Annotated in this window: 17 protein-coding genes and 1 tRNA gene; 14 read left to right on the forward strand and 4 right to left on the reverse strand. The window is 64.1% G+C overall.

Features of this window, described 5'->3' with window-relative positions; genetic code table 11:
* The first annotated feature begins 159 nt into the window (after positions 1-159).
* Positions 160-840 (forward strand): MBL fold metallo-hydrolase, encoded by a 681-nt coding sequence (locus N551_RS0105225; protein ID WP_027566059.1) that lies wholly within the window; start codon positions 160-162, stop codon positions 838-840.
* Between the two features lie 4 nt (positions 841-844).
* Here the strand turns inward: N551_RS0105225 and N551_RS0105230 are convergent, their stop codons facing one another.
* Positions 845-1,225 (reverse strand): helix-turn-helix domain-containing protein, encoded by a 381-nt coding sequence (locus N551_RS0105230; RefSeq protein ID WP_027566060.1) that lies wholly within the window; start codon positions 1,223-1,225, stop codon positions 845-847.
* A 195-nt stretch (positions 1,226-1,420) separates the two neighbouring features.
* On the opposite strand from N551_RS0105230, the gene N551_RS0105235 reads away from it, so the two are divergent.
* Positions 1,421-1,723: a hypothetical protein gene (locus N551_RS0105235; RefSeq protein ID WP_245287732.1), complete on the forward strand. Its 303-nt coding sequence runs from the start codon at positions 1,421-1,423 to the stop codon at positions 1,721-1,723.
* A gap of 1 nt (position 1,724) precedes the next feature.
* On the opposite strand, the gene N551_RS0105240 is transcribed toward N551_RS0105235, so the two are convergent.
* Positions 1,725-2,885: a PHB depolymerase family esterase gene (locus tag N551_RS0105240; protein WP_027566062.1), complete on the reverse strand. Its 1,161-nt coding sequence runs from the start codon at positions 2,883-2,885 to the stop codon at positions 1,725-1,727.
* A 141-nt stretch (positions 2,886-3,026) separates the two neighbouring features.
* Positions 3,027-4,439, reverse strand: a complete 1,413-nt coding sequence (locus N551_RS0105245; protein WP_027566063.1) for an MFS transporter — start codon at positions 4,437-4,439, stop codon at positions 3,027-3,029.
* Between the two features lie 234 nt (positions 4,440-4,673).
* Here N551_RS0105245 and N551_RS0105250 point away from each other — a divergent pair, with 234 nt between their 5' ends.
* Both N551_RS0105250 and N551_RS0105255 read left to right on the forward strand, forming a co-directional pair.
* Positions 4,674-5,909, forward strand: a complete 1,236-nt coding sequence (locus tag N551_RS0105250; RefSeq protein WP_027566064.1) for an LLM class flavin-dependent oxidoreductase — start codon at positions 4,674-4,676, stop codon at positions 5,907-5,909.
* A gap of 62 nt (positions 5,910-5,971) precedes the next feature.
* Positions 5,972-7,348: a cytochrome P450 gene (locus N551_RS0105255; RefSeq protein WP_027566065.1), complete on the forward strand. Its 1,377-nt coding sequence runs from the start codon at positions 5,972-5,974 to the stop codon at positions 7,346-7,348.
* Positions 7,349-7,447: 99 nt separating this feature from the next.
* Here the strand turns inward: N551_RS0105255 and N551_RS0105260 are convergent, their stop codons facing one another.
* Positions 7,448-8,290 carry an SDR family NAD(P)-dependent oxidoreductase gene (locus N551_RS0105260; RefSeq protein WP_027566066.1) on the reverse strand — a complete coding sequence of 281 codons (843 nt, stop codon included), beginning with the start codon at positions 8,288-8,290 and terminating at the stop codon, positions 7,448-7,450.
* 195 nt (positions 8,291-8,485) lie between these two features.
* Between N551_RS0105260 and N551_RS0105265 the strand changes: the two genes are divergently transcribed.
* The 10 genes from N551_RS0105265 to N551_RS0105310 all read left to right on the forward strand — a co-directional run bounded on the left by N551_RS0105265 (position 8,486) and on the right by N551_RS0105310 (position 21,069).
* Complete coding sequence (locus N551_RS0105265; RefSeq protein ID WP_027566067.1) at positions 8,486-9,451, forward strand: sensor histidine kinase; 966 nt, start codon at positions 8,486-8,488, stop codon at positions 9,449-9,451.
* 208 nt (positions 9,452-9,659) lie between these two features.
* The gene (locus tag N551_RS0105270; RefSeq protein WP_027566068.1) at positions 9,660-11,396 is read left to right on the forward strand and encodes a bifunctional diguanylate cyclase/phosphodiesterase; all 1,737 of its coding nucleotides are present in this window, start codon (positions 9,660-9,662) and stop codon (positions 11,394-11,396) included.
* Between the two features lie 218 nt (positions 11,397-11,614).
* Positions 11,615-12,799 carry a substrate-binding domain-containing protein gene (locus N551_RS0105275; RefSeq protein ID WP_027566069.1) on the forward strand — a complete coding sequence of 395 codons (1,185 nt, stop codon included), beginning with the start codon at positions 11,615-11,617 and terminating at the stop codon, positions 12,797-12,799.
* Between the two features lie 215 nt (positions 12,800-13,014).
* The gene (locus tag N551_RS0105280; protein ID WP_027566070.1) at positions 13,015-13,806 is read left to right on the forward strand and encodes an ABC transporter ATP-binding protein; all 792 of its coding nucleotides are present in this window, start codon (positions 13,015-13,017) and stop codon (positions 13,804-13,806) included.
* Positions 13,803-14,525, forward strand: coding sequence for an ABC transporter ATP-binding protein (locus N551_RS0105285; protein WP_027566071.1), 723 nt, complete (start codon positions 13,803-13,805; stop codon positions 14,523-14,525). The genes N551_RS0105280 and N551_RS0105285 overlap by 4 nt, the downstream gene beginning before the upstream one ends.
* On the forward strand, positions 14,522-15,532 hold the full coding sequence (locus N551_RS0105290) for a branched-chain amino acid ABC transporter permease (protein WP_027566072.1): 1,011 nt from the start codon (positions 14,522-14,524) through the stop codon (positions 15,530-15,532). Before N551_RS0105285 ends, N551_RS0105290 begins: the two co-directional genes overlap by 4 nt.
* Positions 15,529-16,614 carry a branched-chain amino acid ABC transporter permease gene (locus tag N551_RS0105295; protein ID WP_027566073.1) on the forward strand — a complete coding sequence of 362 codons (1,086 nt, stop codon included), beginning with the start codon at positions 15,529-15,531 and terminating at the stop codon, positions 16,612-16,614. The genes N551_RS0105290 and N551_RS0105295 overlap by 4 nt, the downstream gene beginning before the upstream one ends.
* A 136-nt stretch (positions 16,615-16,750) precedes the next feature.
* Positions 16,751-19,861, forward strand: a complete 3,111-nt coding sequence (locus N551_RS0105300) for an EAL domain-containing protein (RefSeq protein ID WP_027566074.1) — start codon at positions 16,751-16,753, stop codon at positions 19,859-19,861.
* Between the two features lies 1 nt (position 19,862).
* Positions 19,863-20,918 carry a diguanylate cyclase gene (locus N551_RS0105305; protein ID WP_027566075.1) on the forward strand — a complete coding sequence of 352 codons (1,056 nt, stop codon included), beginning with the start codon at positions 19,863-19,865 and terminating at the stop codon, positions 20,916-20,918.
* Between the two features lie 74 nt (positions 20,919-20,992).
* A tRNA-Arg gene (locus tag N551_RS0105310) sits at positions 20,993-21,069 on the forward strand.
* Positions 21,070-21,839 lie beyond the last annotated feature (770 nt).

Genomic DNA, 21,839 nt, shown 5'->3' on the forward strand with positions numbered 1-21,839 from the left:
TCCAAAAGCTGCTTCTCGCGCGGGAGAACGCGGAAGGAGCGCCCCGGTTCAAAACAGCAGGCGATTGGGACGGCCGTGTGACGACGTCCGCGGCTGTTCCCGAACCCCGGGGGCAAATCTTTCGCTTGGCGGCATGGCAAAAATCGGCATTGTGGCGCCATGACAGAGCAAAACGAGACACAAGCCCAGGCAGGCGCGAAGGCGGGCGCGATCATCGTCCCCGTGACGCTGTTCGAGCAGAATTGCACCATCATCTGGGACGAGCCTTCCAAGAAGGCCGTGGTGATCGATCCCGGCGGCGACGTGCCGAAGATCCTGGAGGCCATCAAGCAGACCGGCGTCACCGTGGAGAAGATCTGGCTCACTCACGGCCATATCGACCATGTCGGCGGCGCGGCTGAACTGCGCGACGCGCTGAAGGTGCCGATTGAGGGCCCGCACGTCGCGGACAAATTCCTGCTCGACAACGTGGTCGAGAGCGGCGCCCGCTTCGGCATGAGCGGGGTGCGCAATTTCGAGCCGGACCGCTGGCTCGACGAAGGCGACAGCGTGGCGATCGGCGATCTCCAGTTCGAGATCTATCATTGCCCCGGCCACTCGCCCGGCAGCGTGGTGTTCTTCAACAAGGACTTGCGCTTCGCCCATGTCGGCGACGTCCTGTTCGCCGGCTCGGTCGGGCGCACTGATCTGCCCGGCGGCAGTCATGCGACCCTGATCGACTCGATCAAAACCAAGCTGCTTCCGCTCGGCGACGATGTCGGCTTCATCTGCGGCCACGGCGCCGGCTCGAGCATCGGCCAGGAGCGGATGACCAATCCGTTCATCACCGGCGAGATGTGAGCGCCTATTCCGCGGCGTTTGCGAACGCTGCGGGCTGGCTCAGGTTACGGTCGCCCCAGTCACGGATCGCGGCGACGACGGGCACAAAGCTCTTGCCTTTGCGGGTGAGGCGATACTCGACTTTCGGCGGCACCTCACCAAAATCCTTGCGATCGATCAGGCCGCTCGCCGTCAGTGCCTTCAATTCGCGGCTCAGCACGCGCGGGGTGATCTCCGCGCTGCCTTCCGTGCCGCGCAGCAGGCCGCTGCGGATTTCACCATAGCGGCGCGGGCCGTCCTTGAGGTCCCAGACGATGCGCAGCTTGTACTTGCCGCTGATCATCTTCTGAAAGGCCGCGACCGGACAGTTGCGCGCGGGGACAGTCTTTGTCCTTTCCCTGGCCATGTCGTTTCCTCCATGTGCGAGCTTTTTTGTTTTGACGCGTTTTCTTCACGCGAACCGGTATCCACTTCGCTCGAAAACGCTTTGGCCGAGCATAGGAGCGACGCCGAAAAAGTCCATACTATCAATTTTGTCCATACTTGCAGGATCGCATCCAGCACGCAGATGATGACGCACAACGCCAACAGGGAGCGTCACATGAAGCACTTCATGATCCGATACGAATTCAAGAACGGCACGACGGAGGCCTGGCACCAGGAGGTCGGCCGCTTGATCAAGGCGATCGACGGCGATCCGGAGCTGAAAGGACGGATCGGCTATCGCGTCCTGAAGAACCGCGACAATGGCAGCTATTTCCATCTCGCCAGCGTCAGCGACGAAGCCGCGCAAAAGGCGCTGCAATCGCGCGACTTCTTCAAGGCCTATCAGGAGATGACGCGCAAGGTCGCCGGCGGCGAGGTGACGGCGACTCCGATCGAATGGATCGGCGCGACGGCCTGACTTATTTCATCAATCCCGCGGCGGTGAGCGCGCGCGTGATGATCTGGCCGAGATCGAAGCCGCGGGCGTCCTCGCGCTTCGGCTCGGCTGGCTCTTCGGCGACAGCGGCGCGGATCGAGCGGGCCAGATGCGGCGCGGACGAGCGGGCCGGCGTCGGCTCGGCCTTCTTCGCTACGTCGGGGATCCAGCCGGTGAGGCCGAAGAATTTGGCGATGTGATAGGACGAGGAGATGCCGGCCTCGATCAGGAACGCGCCTTCCACGCCATAGCGCTGGTCGTTGTCGGCAAGGCCGAGCGGCGTGCCGTGGGCCATATCGGTGATGGCGTAGGACTCGACGAGAGTCTCGCCGTCCTTGTTCCACCAGGCCTGGCGCGGATAGCCGTCGATGTCAGTTTCCGCCATCGGCGCCTTAGGCAGATCGTGCAGGTCGAGCCATTGCTTGACGATCTCGTTGGCATTGCCGGGGTTGACGGTGCGATCGGCGCTGCCGTGCCACACCGAGATCCTGGGCCAGGGCCCGCGATGATCCGAGGCCCGCCGCACCAGATCGCCAAGTTCGCGCGCCGGCCGCTCCGGGGAATGAAACATGCCGTCGAGCGCCTCGCGCAGATTGGTCGCGATGCCGTAGGGAAGTCCCGCGATGACCGCACCGGCCGCGAAGACTTCGGGATAGGTCGCGAGCATCACCGACGTCATGCCGCCGCCGGCCGACAGGCCCGTGATGAAGATGCGGCGGGGATCGATGCGATGCGTCTCGGTCATATGCGCGATCATCTCGCGAATCGAGCACGCCTCGCCGCTGTTCCGCGCCGTGTCTTCCGGATTGAACCAGTTGAAGCAGGTGTTGCTGTTGTTGACGCGCTGCTGCTCGGGCATCAACAGCGCGAAGCCGTAGTGCTCGGCGAGCGTCGACCATCCAGCACCGAGGTCGTAGCTTGCCGCCGTCTGGCCGCAGCCGTGCAGCACGACGACGAGCGCGCGCGGCTTCTGCAGTTGCGGCGGCACGAACGCGAACAGGCGCAGATTGCCGGGATTGTCGCCGAAGCCCGTAACCTCTTGCAACGGACTGGACGCATCGGCGCTCCTGCCAAACTCGGCGAAGCGCAATCCGTCCAGCTTTGGCAGACGTCTCAAGAGATCGACATTTCTGGTTAACGACACGGCAACTCCTGGCAGGCGACGTTCAACGTCCACCCAAACCAAATAGTTGCTGCAGCGCAAAATAAAAAGACCGTGTGCTGTCGATGACGCGCTAAATCGCAGCAAAACCTGCAGAAATCCGCACGTATTAACCGCAATGCCTCAACTTCGTGCAGATGCGCGGCGCATCCACGCCAGGAATGCGGCGCAGATCATGATTAATGTCACGAACAGCGCGAGCGAGACGAGAAATCCTGCGCGCGCTGATTGCACGGCTTCGGCGGCAAAAAACACGGCGCCGATTGCGGCCACTCCGGCCGCATTTCCGATCTGCGCCGTGGTGCCGTAAATGCCGGAGGCAGAACCTGCGGCCACAGGCTTCACCGTCGAGAGCACCGCGCCGGACAGCGGCGCCATCACCAGCCCCTGACCGTAGCCGAAGACGATCATGGTGAGCGCGAGCAGGAGCGCGGACGGCGCATCGACAGAGAACGCGACAAGCGCAAGCGCCGCGAGGCCCGCGATCTGAAGCGCGCAGCCTTCGATCAAGACCCTGGTGCCGCGATGGCGCGCCCGTGCGCCACTATGGCGCGAGGCCACGACGAAAGCGAGCGCGAGCGGAATGAAGGCCATGCCGGCCGCGAGCGGCGGGATGTTCAGCCCTCGCTGCATGAACAACGTCATGACCAAATAGAACGAGAGATTGGCACAGAAGAAAAAGAACGCCGCGCCAAGGCCGCGCAGGAAAGCGGCGTCCGCCAGCAGCGAGAGATCTATCAGCGGCATGCCGCCGGCGCGTGCGACCGCATGCTCCAGTTTCGGGAATGCCAGGAGAATCACGGCGCCGATCGCCATCACCAGCCACAGCCACGGCGCCCAGCCGACATCGTGACCGAGCAGCAGTGGACCGATCATGCACAGCAATCCGGCGAACAGGACGATGCCGCCCGCGATATCGAGCCGCGTGCCGGCGCGACGCGGCACCGAGGGCATGATGCGCCAGGCCGCAGCCGCGATGACGAGACCGCACGGCACATTGACGAAGAATACCGAGCGCCAGCCGGTGCCGGCGAGATCGATCGTGACCAGAAGACCGCCGAGCACAAAGCCCGCGGCACCCGCGAGTCCCAGCACGATGCCGTAGATGGCGAAGGCGCGGTTGCGCTGTCCATCGGTGAACAGGAGATGCAGCGTCGCCAGCACCTGCGGCACCATCAGCGCGGCGGCAGCACCCTGCGTCAACCGCGCGACGATCAATTCCGCACCGGATTGCGCCAGTCCGCACCACAGCGACGTCAGGGTGAAGCCGAGCAGGCCAGCCAGGAACACGTTCCTGGTGCCGTGAATGTCGCCAAGCCGGCCGCCGGTGACCACCAGCGTGGCATAGGCGATCAGGTAGATCGCGATGACGGATTCGATCTGCGCAGGCGATGCCTTCAACTCGACCGCGATGGTCGGAATGGCGACGTTGACCACGAAAGCATCGACGCCGAACATGAACTGGGCGGCCACGACGATCGCCAGCACCCACCAGCGACGCGACGTATCGATCTGCTTTGTGACGGTTTGATGCATCGGCGCGCGACCCTTCGGATGTCGTTGCCGATCATCGCAGGCCTAATGCGGTGCCGCGATTACCTCGAAGGTAGGATGCCCGCGCGTTCCGCCACTCTCTGCGTGCCACGGAGAGGGAGACGACACACGCATGGCTGCATTCCGCCACGCGGGACATCGCGCGATTGCGTTCGCTGTCTCCAGCACGTAGCTTCGCGCCACAAACAAGCAAAAAATCAAGCCGGAGAGAACGCCATGGCGCGCCTGAAGTTCGGAGCCTTCCTCGCCCCGCATCATCCGATCGGGGAGCATCCGATGCTCCAGTTCCGGCGCGATCTCGACCTGGTCGAGCAGTTGGATAGCCTCGGCTATGACGAGTTCTGGTGCGGCGAGCATCATTCCTCCGGCTGGGAAATGATCGCCTCGCCGGAGATGTTCCTGGCGGCGGCCGGCGAGCGCACCAAGCGGATCAAGCTCGGCACCGGCGTGGTGTCGCTGCCCTATCACCATCCCTACAACGTCGCGCAGCGCATGGTGCAGCTCGACCACATGACCGGCGGCCGCGCCATCTTCGGCTCCGGCCCCGGCGCGCTCGCCTCCGACGCGCATACGCTCGGCATCGATCCGATGACGCAGCGCGACCGCCAGGACGAGGCGATCGGGGTGATCCGCCGCCTCTTCAATGGCGAGCGCGTCACCGCGAAAAGTGACTGGTTCACCATGAACGACGCCGCGCTGCAGCTGCTGCCGTTGCAGGAGGAAATGCCGTTCGTGGTGGCCTCGCAGATCTCGCCCTCCGGCATGACGCTCGCCGGCAAATACGGCATCGGTATCATCTCGCTGGGTTCGATGACGACGCAGGGGCTGATGTCGCTGCAGCAGCAATGGCAGTTCGCCGAGGACGCGGCGAAAAAGCACGGCACCAAAGTCGATCGCGCGAACTGGCGCGTGCTGCTGACCTGGCACATCGCCGAGACCCGCGAGCAGGCCCGCCGCGAGGCCGGCGCCGGGCTGATGCGCTGGCACAACGAATATAATGTCGGCACGCTACAGCGGCCGGGCCTGACCGCGTTCGCCTCACCCGACGAGGCCGTGGACAAGACCGCTTTCGTCGACGGCGCGGCCTCCGTCATCGGCACGCCCGACGACCTCGTCAAGATGATCAAGAACGTGATGCAGGTCTCCGGCGGTGTCGGCGCCGTCATCGGCTTCGTGCACGACTGGGCCAACCCGGAGAACACGCGCCGGAGCTGGGACCTTGTCGCGCGCTACGTCGTGCCCGAGATCAACGGCTACATCGACGGCTTGCGCAAGTCGCAAAAATTCGTGATCGAGAACCGCGCGATCTTCGAACGCGCGGGCCAAGCCGTGATGGCCAAGATCATGGAAAACGAGAAGGCCGCCGAGGCGTTGAAGGTGACCGGCGCCGGCCGTGTGGCGATTCCAGCCGTCAATGCGCCGGATTTGCAGAAGGAAGCGGCGAAGCGGTAGCGCAGAGTCCTCGTCACGGATTGTGCTATGTTGGCCGGGTCTCGCCAACCGGAGCAATCGTCATGTCGATGCAGAATGTGGCCGCGCCTGCGCTCGGCTTCACTCCGCCCAAGCGCAACGAGCTGACCCACATCCCCGGCGACGAAGGCTGGCCGATCATCGGCAAGACCTTCCAGGTGCTCGCCGACCCCAAGGGGCATATCGAGGCGAATGGTGCCAAATACGGCCTGGTCTATCGCACGCATTTCTTCGGCGAGACCAATGTCGTGCTGCTTGGCCCCGAGGCCAACGAACTCGTGCTGTTCGACCAGCAAAAGCTGTTCTCCTCGACCCATGGCTGGAACAAGGTGCTCGGCCTGTTGTTTCCGCGCGGATTGATGCTGCTGGATTTCGAGGAGCACCGGCTGCACCGCAAGGCGCTGTCGGTCGCATTCAAGTCCGGACCGATGAAATCGTATCTGAGCGATCTCGACCGCGGCATCGCCGCCCGCGTCGCGCAGTGGAAGGCAAAGCCCGGCGAGATGCAGCTTTATCCGGCGATGAAGCAGCTCACGCTCGATCTCGCCGCCGCGTCTTTTCTCGGCGCCGATATCGGGCCGGAGGTCGACGAGATCAACCGCGCTTTCGTCGACATGGTCGCCGCCGCCGTCGCCCCGATCCGCCGACCGCTGCCCGGCACGCAGATGGCGGCCGGCGTCAGGGGACGCAAGCGCATCGTCGCTTATTTCCGCGAGCAGATTCCGCTGCGACGCGGCAATCACGGCGGTGATGACCTGTTCTCGCAGCTCTGCCGCGCAACCCACGAGGACGGCGCGCTGCTCTCGGAACAGGACATCATCGACCACATGAGCTTTCTGATGATGGCGGCGCACGACACGCTGACCTCGTCACTGACCTCGTTCATCGGCGAGCTCGCGGCAAATCCCGACTGGCAGGACAAGCTTCGCGCGGAGGTCATGGCGCTGGGGCTCGCCCCCGATGCGCCGAGCAGCTTCGACGATCTCGAAAAGATGCCGCTGTCGGAGATGGCGTTCAAGGAAGCGCTGCGGATCAAGCCGCCGGTGCCCTCGATGCCGCGCCGCGCCATGCGCGATTTCACTTTCAAGGGCTTTTCGATTCCGGCCGGCACCGCGATCGGCGTCAATCCGCTCTACACCCACCACATGAAGGACATCTGGCCGGAGCCGGATCGCTTCGATCCGCTGCGCTTCACCGAGGAGGCCCAGCGCAACCGCCACCGCTTCGCCTGGGTCCCGTTCGGCGGCGGCGCGCATATGTGCCTCGGCCTGCACTTCGCCTACATGCAGGCCAAATGCTTCGCGCGGCACTTCTTGCAGAACATCGAGGTGTCGCTGGAGCCCGGCTGCAAGCCGGACTGGCAGATGTGGCCGATCCCGAAACCGCGCGACGGATTGCGGGTGCGGGTGAAGGCGGTGTGAGCATCGCAGTCGTCATTGCGAGCGAAGCGAAGCAATCCAGACTGCGTCCGCGGAAGCGGCCTGGATTGCTTCGTCGCTTCGCTCCTCGCAATGACGAAACTATCCGGCCCCCTGATCGAACGCCTTGCGCAGGGCCACGTAGCCCTGCTGCTGCTGGCTCCAGTTGCGGCCGCCGGTCATCGCGCCGTCGATGACGAGGTCATGGCCGTTGATAAAGCTGGATTCGTCGCTGGCCAGGAACACCGCTGCGTGGGCGATGTCATCGGGAAGGCCGGCGCGCGGGATCGGCTGCGCGGTCTTGTAGACCTCGCGCATCACCGCCGGCGTCTTCTCCGCCGCGTCGGTCGAAAGCCCGAGCGCCTTGCCGAAAATGCCGGTCGCGATCGCGCCGGGCGAGATCGAGTTGACGCGGACGTTGGATTCGCCGAGCTCCATCGCCACACATTTGGTGAGGTGGATCACCGCCGCCTTGGCCGCACCATAGACCATCGACGACGAGAAGCCGGCGAGACGGCCGGCGATGCTGCCATTGTTGATGATGCTGCCAAAGCCCTGCTTCTTCATGTGGGGCGCGGCGTGCTTCATGCCGAGCATGACGCTGCGCACCAAGGTCGCCATCGCCGCGTCGAAGCGCTCGACCTCGAGGCCTTCGATGCCGCCAGTCTGCGCCGGGCCGCCGGCATTGTTGAACAGGCAGTCGATGCGGCCGAATTTGTCCACGGCGAGCGCGATCAGCGCCTGCATCTGCGCTTCGACCGTCACATCCGTCTGGCGGAAGACGCAATTCGGCCCGAGCTGCTTCGCCAGCGCCTCGCCTTCCGGTATGCGCCGGCCCGCGATCACAATTTTGGCACCTTCGGCAACGAAGACTTCAGCAGTGCGCAACCCGATCCCGCTCGTCGCGCCCGTGATCACCGCGACCTTGCCATCCAACCTGCCCATGGAATGTCCCTGTTTTCGAACCCCTTGACGCCAAATGGCGGACACCGATCTACGACGGCGCCGCGACAGTTGGCGCCGCAGCAGGCACTATTCCTGCCGGCTTCCGACAAGGCAAGCTTTGCTTGGGGCCGGCGACATGCGTAACATTCCTGGCGACCGCTCGATTGTCGAACGCGTATCGCCACCGGATCGCGCATGGGGAAGCTGATAGACGAATTCCGCAAGGGCTGGCAGGGCGTGGCACCGCCATCGCTCGGCCTGAGCCTCGCGTTTGCGGTCGCCTGCCTGCTGGTTGCGACGCTGGCGCGCTGGGCTCTCGCCCATGTGCGGCCCGACGTCTATTTCACGCCGTATTTCCCGGCCGTATTCTTTGCGGCCGCGTTCGGCGGCTTCCGCATCGGCATCATCACGGCGCTGGTCGGCGGCGTGCTCGGCGTCGTCGTGAATTTTGGCGATGCCCTTGCCGATAACGCGCGATTCGCCCTGCTGGCGCTCTATTGGGCGGTCAGCGCCCTCACCATCTGGGGCGTGGAGCATTATCGCTCGCTCCTTGTCGAGCAGCGCCGGATTTCCAGACGCCTGATCGAGGAGGAAGACTATCGCAAGCTGCTGGTCGACGAGCTCCAGCACCGGCTGAAGAACAAGCTGTCGACGGTGCATGCGGTGCTGCATCAAGTGTTGCACGATCAGCCGCAAATCTGGGCACGGATCGATCCGCGACTGCGGTCGCTTGCCGCGACCGACGATTTGATCTCGCGGATCGACAAGGCCGGCTGCGACATTCGCGACCTCCTGATCTCCGAGCTCGGCCCTTATGGCCATGTCCGCTTCACGCTGAACGGCGACCGGCTGTTCCTGCCGCCGAAGCTTGCGGTCACGCTGTCCCTGATGTTTCACGAACTCGCCACCAACGCGGGCAAATATGGCGCGTTCTCCGCGCCACGCGGGTTGTTGCAGGTGTCATGGACCGTCAGCGACGACCGTCTGACCGTGACCTGGGATGAAACCGAGGGCCCGAGCGTCGACAAGGTCTCCGAGCCGGGTTTCGGCACCAAGCTGTTGAAGTCCGCGCTGTCGGCCTTCGACGGCAAGACGGAGGTCTCCTATCTCAGGACCGGACTTCATTGCACCATGCAATGCCGCATCCCCAAGGACGGTTAGACACGGCGCAACCGAAAGCCGTTCGCGCGCGTCGTTCGCGGTTTCGCCGGACGCGTTGACGCCCTGTTAATGACGATGGGCTGCGCGCGTCGCATCGCCGCAAAACACCACCGTAATTCTCCGGACCCCTTAACCAAACTTAAGAGGGAACCGCGCAAGATCGCGGCCATTGCAAAAGCGCGCTGAAACAACAAGATTCATGACTTCTATGAACGACAACAAATATTCCGGCGCGAGCGAAGCCGAACTCGGATTCCTCAAGGAAATCGTTAGAATGCTGCCTGCCGGCCTGACCGTGCAGGACGCGCAAGGCGAACTTCTCCTGGTCAACGATGTCGCGGCCGCCCAGCTCGGCATGGACGGCAGCCGCCCCTCGCGCGATCTCGCGCCCCGGCAGGAAGCCTGCCGGCAGGCTCTGAGCTCCGGCCGTGCGGTCGTCGCCGAGGAAGCGCTCCACGACGGAGCCGCACGCCAGGTGCTGCTGACCACCCACCGTCCGGTCCGCTTCGACGGACGTGAGCTGCTGATCTCGGCCTCCTCCGACATCACCGAGCAGAAGAATTTCGAGGACCAGCTGTTCCGCTCGGCCTATTTCGACGAGCTGACCGGCCTGCCCTCGCGGCGCGTGATCGAACATCGCGCCACCAGCCTGCTCGCGCAGGGTCGCGCCGGCGAGCGCTTTGCGCTCGCCTTTCTCGACGTCGACAATTTCAAGCACATCAACGACTATTACGGCCACGCGGTGGGCGATGCCCTGCTGGTCGAGCTGTCGAAGCGGCTTGGACGCGGCTTGCGCGACTCGGACATGCTGTCGCGCATCTCCGGCGACGAATTCCTGCTGCTGCTGTCACCGATCCAGAGCCAGGAGGAAGTCGCCGAGTTCATGCAGTCGACGCTGGAGCGGCTGACCGCGCCGTTCTTCATCGACAATTCGGAACTGTTCGCCTCAACCTCCGTCGGCATCAGCCTCTACCCCGATCACGGAAGCAGCTTCGAGACACTGCGTCAGAACGCCGACATCGCGATGTACCGCATCAAGAATGACGGCAAGGGATCGGCGGCCTTCTTCGACTCCAGCATGGAGCGCGAGGCGCTGGCGCGCATGAAGATCGAGCAGTCGCTGCGGCAGGCCATCCTCGAGAAACGCTTCTGCTGCGCCTTCCAGTCCAAGGTCGACATCCGCACGCAGGACGTGAAGGGCATCGAGGCCCTGGTGCGGCTGCGCGACGACGAGGGCGTGATCCAGGCGCCGGGCTCGTTCATCAATCTTGCCACCGAACTCGGGCTGATCGACGAGCTGACCCATCTCGTGCTCGCCGAGATCGTCAAGTCGATCGACCTGATAAACGAGACGTTCGGTGCGGAAGCGACCATCAGCATCAACGTCGCGGCCAAGCAGGCCGGCAACCCCGAATTCATGCGCAGCTTTGCCCAGGCGCTCGACGACACGGGCTTTCCGCAGCGCTTCATGATCGAGGTGACGGAAGACGCCTTCGTCGCCAAGAATCATTTCCAGGCCGAGATCCTGCCGATGTTCCGCAAGCTCGGTGTCGCCATCTCGATCGACGATTTCGGCACCGGCTATTCCTCTCTCTCGGCGCTGGCCGACATCACCGCGGACGAGATCAAGATCGACCGCTCCTTCATCACCGATATCCATAAGCGCCCGCGCAACCAGGGCATCCTGCGCGCGATCGAATCCCTGAGCGAAGCGCTCGGCATGACCGTGATTGCCGAAGGCATCGAATCCTACGAGGAGCTCGCCTACCTCCAGGCTGCGACCAAGATCCGTTACGCGCAGGGCTATTATTTTTCCCGGCCGATCTTCCTGGAGGAGCTGAAGCTCGCAACGCCCATCTCCAGCGAAGCACGCGCCAGCGTCACAAACCGCTCGACGCAACAGAACCGGCAGGGCTATTCCCGCGCGAACGGATATCGGCGGTAACCCCGGGCCTGATCGTTACTTTGCAAAGCCTGAGCAACCCGTTCCACGGGTGAGGTCATAATTGCATCTGCCGATTTCCTCGGCAGAAGCGATCCGGCGCGGCCGGGCCGGGACAATGTCACACATGCCCGTCGCGTGGTCTGCCGGAAGGTGGAATTGCAATGTCCGCACGGTTGTGCAAATCGCTATGGCCAAAGAATTCATCAGGAGGGACCACCGTGCGTCGATCGCTCATCTTAGCAACAACCATCCTCGCCCTCGCCGTGGGCACCTCCGCACAGGCAGACGATCTCAAGGTCGCGCTGATCTACGGCAAGACCGGCCCGCTCGAGGCCTATGCCAAGCAGACCGAGACCGGCCTGCAGATGGGTTTTGAATACGCCACCAAGGGCACCATGACGCTCGACGGGCGCAAGATCGTCGTCATCACCAAGGACGACCAGGGCAAGCCGGATCTCTCCAAGGCCGCTCTCGCGGAAGCCTATCAGGACGACAAGGCCGACATCGCGATCGGCACGACCTCGTCGGCCGCGGCACTCGCGATCCTGCCCGTCGCCGAGGAGAACAAGAAGATCCTGATCGTCGAGCCCGCGGTCGCGGACCAGATTACCGGCGAGAAGTGGAATCGCTACATCTTCCGCACCGCGCGCAACTCGTCGCAGGACGCGATTTCGAACGCGGTCGCGATCGGCAAGCAGGGCGTCACCGTCGCGACGCTGGCGCAGGACTACGCCTTCGGCCGCGACGGCGTCGCCGCCTTCAAGGAGGCGCTCGGCAAGACCGGCGCGACGCTCGCCGCCGAAGAATATGCCCCGACCTCCACCACCGACTTCACCGCGGTTGGCCAGCGCCTGTTCGACGCGCTGAAGGACAAGCCGGGCCGCAAGGTGATCTGGGTGATCTGGGCCGGCGCCGGCAATCCGTTGGCAAAACTCCAGGACATGGATCCGAAGCGCTACGGCATCGAACTGTCCACCGGCGGCAACATCCTGCCGGCGCTCGCCGCCTACAAGGGCCTGCCCGGCATGGAAGGCGCGACCTATTATTTCTACGCGATCCCGAAGAACCCTGTGAATGATTGGTTCGTCGCCGAGCACCAGAAGCGCTTCAACGCGCCGCCGGACTTCTTCACCGCGGGCGGGTTCGCCGCCGCGATGTCCGTCGTCGCCGCCGTCACCAAGGCGAAGTCGACCGACACCGAGAAGCTGATCACGGCCATGGAAGGCCTGGAGTTCGACACGCCGAAGGGCAAGATGATGTTCCGCAAGGAAGACCATCAGGCGCTCCAGAGCATGTATCACTTCAAGGTCAAGGTCGATCCGAACGTCGCCTGGGCCGTGCTCGAGCCGGTGCGCGAGCTGAAGATCGAGGACATGAACGTTCCGATCAAGAACAAGCGCTAGGTGCTTCTCCACCTCTCCCGCTTGCCGGAGAGGCCGGGAGAGGGCTCTGTCCTTCTGGGGGTTCTCGATTGCGGAGACACCCTCGCAGTAGCCGATGCTCCGCATCGGCGTTCTTTCAAGAACGGCGGCCGTAGGCCGCCTGTGCCTCTCCCGCAAGCGGGGGAGGCAGCGCAGCGTGATCGCGGACAAGTTCTCCTCTCATCATTGCCAGACCCATGACGCTGACTCTCGAAACCCGCGACCTCACCATCCGCTTCGGCGGCCATGTCGCGGTCAACAGCGTCACCTGCAGCTTCCGCCCGGGCGAGCTCACCGCGATCGTCGGCCCGAACGGCGCCGGCAAGACGACTTATTTCAACCTGATCTCCGGCCAGCTCCGCGCATCGAGCGGCAGCATTCTGTTCGATGGCACCGACATCACCCAACATTCCGCGCCGATGCGGACGCGCGCGGGCCTCGGGCGCGCGTTCCAGCTCACAAGCCTCTTTCCGAACCTCTCGGTGGAGGAGAACGTGCGCCTTGCCGTGCAGGCCGCCAACGGCACTCACTACGACATGCTGCGGCCCTGGACGGTCCGCCGCGATCTGATCGCCCGCGCCGATGCTATCCTGGATCAGGTCGCGCTCGGCGGCCGCCGTGGCGTCGCCGCGACCGCACTGTCGCATGGCGATCAGCGCAAGCTCGAGGTCGCGCTGATGATGGCGCTCGAACCGAAGATTTTCATGTTCGACGAGCCGACCGCAGGCATGAGCATCGACGAGGTCCCGGTCGTGCTGAACCTGATCGCGCAGCTCAAGCAGGACAAGAGCAGGATCATTCTCCTGGTCGAGCACAAGATGGACGTCGTCCGATCGCTCGCCGACCGCATCATCGTGCTGCATAACGGGCAGCTCGTGGCCGACGGTCCGCCGGCCGAAGTGATCGCGTCACCGATCGTGCAGGAAGCCTATCTCGGTGTCGCGCCCAAGACATCTGAAGGGAATAAAGTTGCAGGGGGCGCAGCATGACCGATCTGTTGAGGCTCTCCGGCGTGCACACCCATATCGGCCGCTATCACATCCTCCAGGGCATCGACCTCGCTGTCGCGCAGGGGCAGACCACGATGCTGCTCGGCCGCAATGGCGCCGGCAAGACCACGACGTTGCGCACCATCATGGGCCTCTGGCAGGCTTCCTCCGGCGAGATCAGCCTCGCCGGCGAGCGCATCGAGAGCCGTGCGACGCCCGACATCGCGCGGCTCGGCGTCGGCTACGTGCCGGAGAGCATGGCAGTGTTTTCCGACCTCACGGTGAAGGAGAACCTGGTGTTGGCGGCGCGCGCCGGGCCGCTCGATGACGCCCAGCTCGACTGGATTTTTGGCTTCTTCCCGGCGCTGCGCCGGTTCTGGCTGTCGCGCGCGGGAAGTCTCTCGGGCGGACAGAAGCAGATGTTGTCGATTGCCCGCGCCATCGTCGAACCGCGCAAGCTCCTGCTGATTGACGAGCCGACCAAGGGACTGGCTCCAGCGATCGTGATGGCGCTGATCGAGTGCCTGAAGGAGATCAAGCGCAAGGGCGCCACGATCCTGATGGTCGAGCAGAATTTCTTTGCCGCCCGCGAGCTCGGCGACAACGTGCTGGTGATGGACAACGGCACCATCGTTCATCGCGGCGAGATGGCGGCCTTGGCCTCCGACGTGCCGCTGCAGGAGCGGCTGCTCGGCCTGAGCCTGGAGACGCATCAATGACCGAGCTCGCCGCAACCGATCCGCTGCCGAAGCCGAAGCGCGACATCGCGCCGATCCTGCTGCCGATCGCCGTCGCCCTCGTGATGATCCCGCTGATCGGCTCCCCCAGCACCTGGCTGACGCTGACGGCCGCGAGCCTCGCGATGGGCATGATGATCTTCATCATGGCCTCCGGGCTCACGCTCGTGTTCGGCTTGATGGACGTGCTCAATTTCGGCCATGGCGCCTTCATCGCGGTCGGGGCCTACGTCGCGACCCTGGTGCTGGCGCCGTTCGCCGCTTCCCTCCAGGCGGATTCGCTGTGGATCAACCTCGCGGTGCTGGCGCCGGCGGCATTGCTGTCGATGGCGGTCTCCGGCGCGCTCGGCCTGATTGTCGAGCGGGTGCTGATCCTGCCCGTCTACGGCCAGCATCTAAAGCAGATCCTGATGACGACGGGCGGCCTGATCGTCGCCGAGCAGACGCTGTATGCGGTGTGGGGGCCGCAGATCATCCCGACGCCCCTGCCGACGTCGTTGCGCGGCTCCTTCATCCTCGGCGACGTCGCGATCGCGAAATACCGCGTGCTGGCGACGCTGATCGGCCTTGCCGTCTTCATCGCGATCCAGCTCGTGCTCAACCGGACCAAGCTCGGGCTTCTGATCCGCGCCGGCGTCGAGAACCGCGAGATGGTCGAGGCGCTCGGCTATCGCATTCGCCGCCTGTTCCTCGGCGTGTTCATGACGGGGTCGGCGCTGGCCGGCCTCGGCGGCGTGATGTGGGCGCTGTATCGCGAGCAGGTTCACGCCTCCATGAGCGACGACCTCACCGTCCTGATCTTCATCGTCGTCATCATCGGCGGCCTCGGCTCGATCGGCGGCTGCTTCATCGGCGCGATCCTGGTGGCGATGATTGCCAATTACGGTGGCTTCCTGGTGCCGAAGCTCGCCCTCGTCTCCAACATCCTGCTGATGGTCGCCATTCTGATGTGGCGGCCGCGCGGCCTTTATGCGGTGACCAGCCGATGATGATCCTGTCAGGCGATCCGCCGCGCAGCCGCGTGCTCACGCTCGTTCTCGTCCTCATCATCCTGGCGCTGGTGGCGACGCCGTTCCTGTTCCCCGGGGCGAAGGCGCTGAACGTCGCGGCCAAGATCTGCGTCTTCGCCGCGCTGGTCGCCTCCTACGATTTGCTGCTCGGCTATACCGGCTCGGTGTCGTTCGCACACACCATGTTCTACGGGATCGGCAGCTACGCGATCGCGATCGCGCTGTACGGGATGGGCCCGAATTGGGGTGCGGTTGCAACCGGCATCGTGATCGGCCTGCCGCTTGCCGCACTGCTTGCACTTGCGATCGGACTGTTCTCGCTGCGGGTCGCCGCGATCTTTTTCGCCATGATCACGCTCGCGGTTGCATCCGCCTTCCAGGTGCTGGCCTCGCAGCTGTCCTGGCTGACCGGCGGCGAAGATGGCCGCAGCTTTCAGCTGCCCGAGCTGCTCAGGCCCGGCACGGTGCTGATCTCCAGGAACGTGCTGGGATTCGAAGTCAACGGCCGCATCCTGACCTACTATCTGGTGTTCGCCGTCTCGGCCCTGATGATCCTCGCATTGCTGCGGGTGGTGAATTCGCCGTTCGGGCGCGTGCTGCAGGCTATCCGCGAGAACCGCTTCCGCGCCGAGGCGCTCGGCTTCCGCACCGTCTTCCACCTGAGCTACGCCAACTGCATCGCCGCACTGGTCGCCGCCGGCGCCGGCATTCTCAATGCATTGTGGCTGCGTTATGCCGGCCCCGATACCTCGCTCAGCTTCTCGATCATGCTGGACATTCTCCTGATGGTCGTGATCGGCGGCATGGGCACGATCTACGGCGCGATCATCGGCGCCACCATCTTCATTCTCGCCCAGAACTATCTGCAGGCGCTGATGGGCGTCGCCTCCAAGGCGGCGTCGGAAGCCGGTCTGCCGCTGCTGCCGGGGCTGTTGCATCCGGACCGCTGGCTGCTGTGGCTCGGGCTGCTCTTCATCGCCAGCGTCTACTTCTTTCCGACCGGCGTGGTCGGACGGCTGCGCAATCTCGGCGGCGACAAGAGCGCGGGCAGCTCGCATTAACGCACGATTCATGATGCAGCGCGGCAACTCGCTGGACGCGACTGCGATCACGCAACGAGATTAACGCTCAGGTAACTGGCTTTCCTAAGCTTTACGCCATTTGTGTGGTGTATCCCTGTCCCTTCAGGGAGGGGGAATGCGCCAGGTCTTTGCAAGGATTGCAGCCGGAATGTTCCTAGCCGCGAAGCACGGCTGGGAGGCAGCGATTCGGCGCGGACCGGTGCTGTGGCTCACTTTGTGCGGCGTGTTGCTGGTCGCGGGGATCTTCGCGGTGACCGCCATGGCCGTCGGCGAATTTCGCGAACGTACCCTGGCCAACCGCGAGCGCGAGCTGGAAAATACGGTGCAGCTGATCGCGCGGCACTTCGATCAGCAATTTGAAGATTCCGACGTCGTCGCCGCCGACGTGATCGGGCAGATGAACCTGCCGGAGATCAGTTCGGCCGCGATGTTCCGCGAGCGCATGTCCGGACCCGCGACGAACCAGATGCTGCGGAGCAAGATCAGCTCCGTGTCTTACCTCGGCGACATCGCGATCTACGATGCCGACGGCGAACTGATCAACTGGTCGCGGGCCCAGCCGCTGCCCAAGATCAACGTCTCCTCGCGCGCCTATTTTCAGACCTTCAAATCGAATCCGATGGCCGAACCAGTGATTCTGGAGTCGGTTCGCAGCTTCATCATCGGCAAATGGACCACGGTCGTCGCGCGCCGGCTGAACGGCGTGGACGGCAGCTTCTTCGGCACGATGGTCCGCCGGATCGATCCGGACAGCTATCAGAACTATTTCGCATCCGTTGCGCTTGCGGAGGGCACGGCGATTTCGCTGTTCGACCGCAATGGCAAGATGCTGTCGCGCTATCCGCATGTCGAAGAGCTGATCGGCAGGGACTTCAAGGACGCGCCGCTGATGCGCAAGATGCTGGCCGAAGGCGGCCGGCACACCCTGCGCGTCAAGGGCCCGATCGACGGCGAGGATCGCCTCGGCTCCGGGGCCTCGCTTTCGCATTTCCCGCTGGTCATCGTCGCGACCAACACCACGAGCTCCGCGCTGGCCGACTGGCGGCAGCAGACCGGTTTCATGGTCACCACCGCCGCGCTTTCGGCCTCAGTGATTGCGCTGATCCTGTTCCTGATCGTTCGCCAGATCAACCGGCAGAACCGCGAGGCGCAGCAGCGGCTGGAAGCGGAGCGGGGCCGGCTCGACACCGCCCTGAACAACATGTCGCAGGGGCTGATCCTGTACGACGCCGCCGGCTACATCGTCACCTGCAACCGCCGCTACGCCGACATGTTCGGCCTCTCTCACGATGTCATCAAGCCCGGCTGTCACATCCGCGAGGCGATGCATCATCGCAAGGAGCGCGGCGCGTTCGACGGCGATGTCGAGGCATTTTGCGCCGACGTCATGAGGATCGTCGCGGAAGGCACGGTCTCCACCAGAAGCCATCACTTGCCGAGTGGCCGCGCCTTTCAGGTCATCAACACTCCGCTCGCGCAGGGCGGATGGGTGGCCACGATCGAAGACATCACCGAGCGCCGCAAGCTGGAGCAGGAACGCGACCGCAACTACATGTTCCTGCGCGAGATCATCGATCACATCCCGTCGCAGATCACGGTGAAGGATGCTCAAACGCGGCGATATCTGCTGGTCAACCGGACCGCCGAAGAGCAATTCGGCCAATCAGGTGATCACATCGTCGGCAAGACTCCGTTCGACATGTACCCGGAAGCTACCGCCAGGGTCGTCACCGACGACGACAGCAAGGCGCTGAAGGCGGCCGAGGGATTGTTCAAGGACGAACATGCCTGGCAGAGCCAGGCCAAGGGGCTACGCTACATCACCTCGACCCGGATCCGAATCCGCGACGAATCCGGCGAGCCGCGTTACCTCATCAACGTCGTCGAGGATGTCACCGAACGGCGGCGCGCCGACGAGAAGATCGCGCATATGGCGCATTACGATGCGCTCACCGACCTGCCGAACCGGACGCTATTCCGCGAGCAGATCGAGCGCGAACTTGAGAAGGTCGGCGGCGGCAGCCAGTTCGCGCTACTCTATATCGACGTCGACGAATTCAAAGGCATCAACGATTCGCTCGGTCATCACGTCGGCGACGAACTGTTGAAGGGAATCGCGGCCCGCATCCGCGGCTGCCTCGGACAGGGCGACCTGATCGCGCGGCTCGGCGGCGACGAATTCGCGGTGATCCAGACCGGGATCGAGTCGTCCGCCAACGTGGTGTCATTCGTGACGCGAATCTTCGAGGCGATCCGCCGGCCCTATCATTGCTTCGGTCATCAGCTCTCGACCGACGCCAGCATCGGCATCGCGATGGCGCCGCAGGACGGCACCGATCTCGACCAGCTCATCAAGAATGCCGACCTCGCGATGTACGGCGCCAAGGCCGAGGGACGCCGCACCCACCGCTTCTTCGAGCCGGAGATGGATGCGAGCGCCAAGGCGCGCCTGAGCCTGGAGCAGGATCTGCGCCAGGCCCTGGTGAACGGCGGCTTCGATATCCACTATCAGCCGCTGGTCGACCTGCGCACTAACGATGTCACGGGTTGCGAGGCGCTGCTGCGCTGGCGGCATCCCGAGCGCGGCATGGTGTCGCCGGCGGAGTTCATCCCGATTGCCGAGGACACCGGCCTGATCAACGAGCTCGGCGACTGGGTGCTGCGCACGGCCTGCAACGAGGCCGCGACCTGGCCGGCGCATGTGCGCGTCGCGGTCAATGTCTCGCCGGTACAGCTCAAATGCGACACGCTGGCACTGCGGATCGCCGGCGCGCTCGCGGATTCCGGACTTGCCCCGTGCCGGCTCGAGCTCGAGATCACCGAGGCCGTGCTGATCCGCGACGACGAGGCGGCGCTCTCGATCTTGCACCAGCTCCGCGCCATCGGCGTGCGCATCGCGCTCGACGATTTCGGCACCGGCTACTCCTCGCTCAGCTATCTGAAGCGCTTTCCGTTCGACAAGATCAAGATCGACCGCTGCTTCGTCGCCGATATCGCCGAGACGAGCGGCGCGCCCGTGATCGTGCAGGCGGTGGTGAACATCGCCGCCGCCAGCAACATGACCACGGTCGCGGAGGGCGTCGAGACCGAGGCGCAGCGCGAGATGCTGCGCGCGCTCGGCTGCACGGAGATGCAGGGTTATCTTTTCAGCAGACCGAAGCCGGCCAGCGAAGTGCGGAAGCTGTTCGGCCCGAGCCATACCTTGCCGGTGGCGGCGGTGGCCTGACATGGCGAAGCCGGGGAAAACGTCAGCCAAGACAGTCGACGTTGCGGATTCCTATGCCGTGCGGCTGATGCAGCATCTGGTGGTGCCGACCTTCGTGATCGACCCCAGGCGCCGCGTCGTGATCTGGAACAGAGCCTGCGAGCGGCTGACCGGCGTCGCCGCCTCCGAGGTGATCGGCACCAATAAGCACTGGCAGGCTTTCTACGAGACCAGGCGCCCTTGCCTCGCCGACCTTGTCGCGCTCGACCGCCCTGAACAGCTTCCGGAGTTCTATTCGGAGTATGGCGCGCGCGGCCATAACGGGCTCGGCTTCAGTGCCGAGAACTGGTGCGTGATGCCGAAGCTCGGCAGCCAGCTCTATCTCGCCATCGACGCCGGCCCGATCCACGACGAAGCCGGCCATCTGATTGCGGTGGTGGAGACGCTGCGCGACCTCACCGACCAGAAGCGCGCCGAGATGGCCCTGAAGGAGCTTGCCACCAAGGACGGGCTGACCGGCCTGTCGAACCGTCGCGCGTTCGACCAGATGCTGATGAGCGAATGGGCCCGCGCCCAGCGGACGCAGAAGCCGATGGCGCTGCTGTTCGTCGACGTCGATCATTTCAAGCTGTTCAACGACCGCCACGGCCATCAGAGCGGCGACGAATGCCTGCGCGCGGTCGCGTCCGTCGTCAGCCGGCATGCCGTGCGCCCGCTCGATCTCGCCAGCCGCTATGGCGGCGAGGAATTCGCGCTGATCCTGCCGGACATGGATTGCGATGCCGCCTGCGTCATCGCCGACGAGATCCGCTGCGCCGTGATGGCCTTGCGGGTCACCCACGGCGCCATCGGGGCCGGCGACCATGTCACCCTGAGTGTCGGCGTCGCCAGCCACATTCCGGACGAAACCGACGACAGCCCCGACCGGCTGCTGGGCGCGGCGGACGAGGCGCTCTATGCGGCCAAACGGCTCGGCCGCAACCGCATCATGTGTGCCGAACGGCTGCTCGCCGAGTTCGCCAAGCGCGGGCGAGACGGCGTACCGGTTCCTTGCCGCGCGGCCCGTAAATCAGCCTAGCCCAAATCAGCCTCGCAGAAGACGGTGGAAGCGGTTGCCCGCCCCTCGCCAATCGGCTAAATGAACCTCGACTAGCACCCGTAGCTCAGCTGGATAGAGCGTTGCCCTCCGAAGGCAAAGGTCACACGTTCGAATCGTGTCGGGTGCGCCACAATATCATTGGCTTAGTCGATTTAGGATTGCTCTTACATGTCAGCCCCACAGGCGCACCGACACTTTGCAGCTTGAAGCCTCCCGCGGTCGAGCGCGTGTGCGGCGGCTGATGGTGGATCTCCGAGGCGAAGCATGTGCCAATGGTGGTGCCCGCCGGCGACGCTCAGCTACAACGTAAACAGGAGTGCAGGATTCTGCCCGTTTACGGGCAGCGGCGCAACGTCAGCGGAAAGGGGGCGGCCGTGTCGACAAGGCATCTACTCGCGCTCCTTGACTCGCACATCGACAGTGATGAAGGCAGCTGCTTTCGATTGCATTGCAGGTCGCCGCACTGTGGCGCGCCAGGGTCGCTTTAGAGACGACGAGAAACTTGAGCGCCTTGTTCATAAGGCGCGCGATACACGACGTGAGACGAGACCCGCCGTTCAAAAATTCAATACCGCTCGCTCGCCCGAGAGACGAGCTGCAGGAACTTGTCCCGACGGTTTACCCCAAGATCACCCCCGGGAAGCATGGTGCTGTCGCCCGAGGGGCACGCCCGTCCGTCTGTGCTGATGGTAGCTGATTTGACGGACCGGCCAGACGTCTGCCGATTTACGGCCTTCTATGGACGGCGATCTGTAGTTCTACGTGCCGATTGAACAGTCGACGGCGCGATCGACAGAACGTTGGCCGGGATTTTGATCTGCCAAAGATCCTTTACGGCTAGCAATCTGAAACGAAGCTCACTATGCATGCGCAGAATCGACTGATCCGCCAGCCTGGCCA

The sequence above is a fragment of the Bradyrhizobium sp. URHA0013 genome (genome assembly GCF_000518345.1).
GTDB lineage: Bacteria > Pseudomonadota > Alphaproteobacteria > Rhizobiales > Xanthobacteraceae > Bradyrhizobium.

What these genes read in the sequence shown, in the direction of transcription:
- N551_RS0105225 (WP_027566059.1), top strand. Translation starts at nt 160, where the DNA reads ATGACAGAGCAAAACGAGACACAAGCCCAGGCAGGCGCGAAGGCGGGC.
- N551_RS0105230 (WP_027566060.1), bottom strand. Translation starts at nt 1,225, where the DNA reads ATGGCCAGGGAAAGGACAAAGACTGTCCCCGCGCGCAACTGTCCGGTC.
- N551_RS0105235 (WP_245287732.1), top strand. Translation starts at nt 1,421, where the DNA reads ATGAAGCACTTCATGATCCGATACGAATTCAAGAACGGCACGACGGAG.
- N551_RS0105245 (WP_027566063.1), bottom strand. Translation starts at nt 4,439, where the DNA reads ATGCATCAAACCGTCACAAAGCAGATCGATACGTCGCGTCGCTGGTGG.
- N551_RS0105250 (WP_027566064.1), top strand. Translation starts at nt 4,674, where the DNA reads ATGGCGCGCCTGAAGTTCGGAGCCTTCCTCGCCCCGCATCATCCGATC.
- N551_RS0105255 (WP_027566065.1), top strand. Translation starts at nt 5,972, where the DNA reads ATGTCGATGCAGAATGTGGCCGCGCCTGCGCTCGGCTTCACTCCGCCC.
- N551_RS0105260 (WP_027566066.1), bottom strand. Translation starts at nt 8,290, where the DNA reads ATGGGCAGGTTGGATGGCAAGGTCGCGGTGATCACGGGCGCGACGAGC.
- N551_RS0105265 (WP_027566067.1), top strand. Translation starts at nt 8,486, where the DNA reads ATGGGGAAGCTGATAGACGAATTCCGCAAGGGCTGGCAGGGCGTGGCA.
- N551_RS0105270 (WP_027566068.1), top strand. Translation starts at nt 9,660, where the DNA reads ATGAACGACAACAAATATTCCGGCGCGAGCGAAGCCGAACTCGGATTC.
- N551_RS0105280 (WP_027566070.1), top strand. Translation starts at nt 13,015, where the DNA reads ATGACGCTGACTCTCGAAACCCGCGACCTCACCATCCGCTTCGGCGGC.
- N551_RS0105285 (WP_027566071.1), top strand. Translation starts at nt 13,803, where the DNA reads ATGACCGATCTGTTGAGGCTCTCCGGCGTGCACACCCATATCGGCCGC.
- N551_RS0105290 (WP_027566072.1), top strand. Translation starts at nt 14,522, where the DNA reads ATGACCGAGCTCGCCGCAACCGATCCGCTGCCGAAGCCGAAGCGCGAC.
- N551_RS0105295 (WP_027566073.1), top strand. Translation starts at nt 15,529, where the DNA reads ATGATGATCCTGTCAGGCGATCCGCCGCGCAGCCGCGTGCTCACGCTC.
- N551_RS0105300 (WP_027566074.1), top strand. Translation starts at nt 16,751, where the DNA reads ATGCGCCAGGTCTTTGCAAGGATTGCAGCCGGAATGTTCCTAGCCGCG.
- N551_RS0105305 (WP_027566075.1), top strand. Translation starts at nt 19,863, where the DNA reads ATGGCGAAGCCGGGGAAAACGTCAGCCAAGACAGTCGACGTTGCGGAT.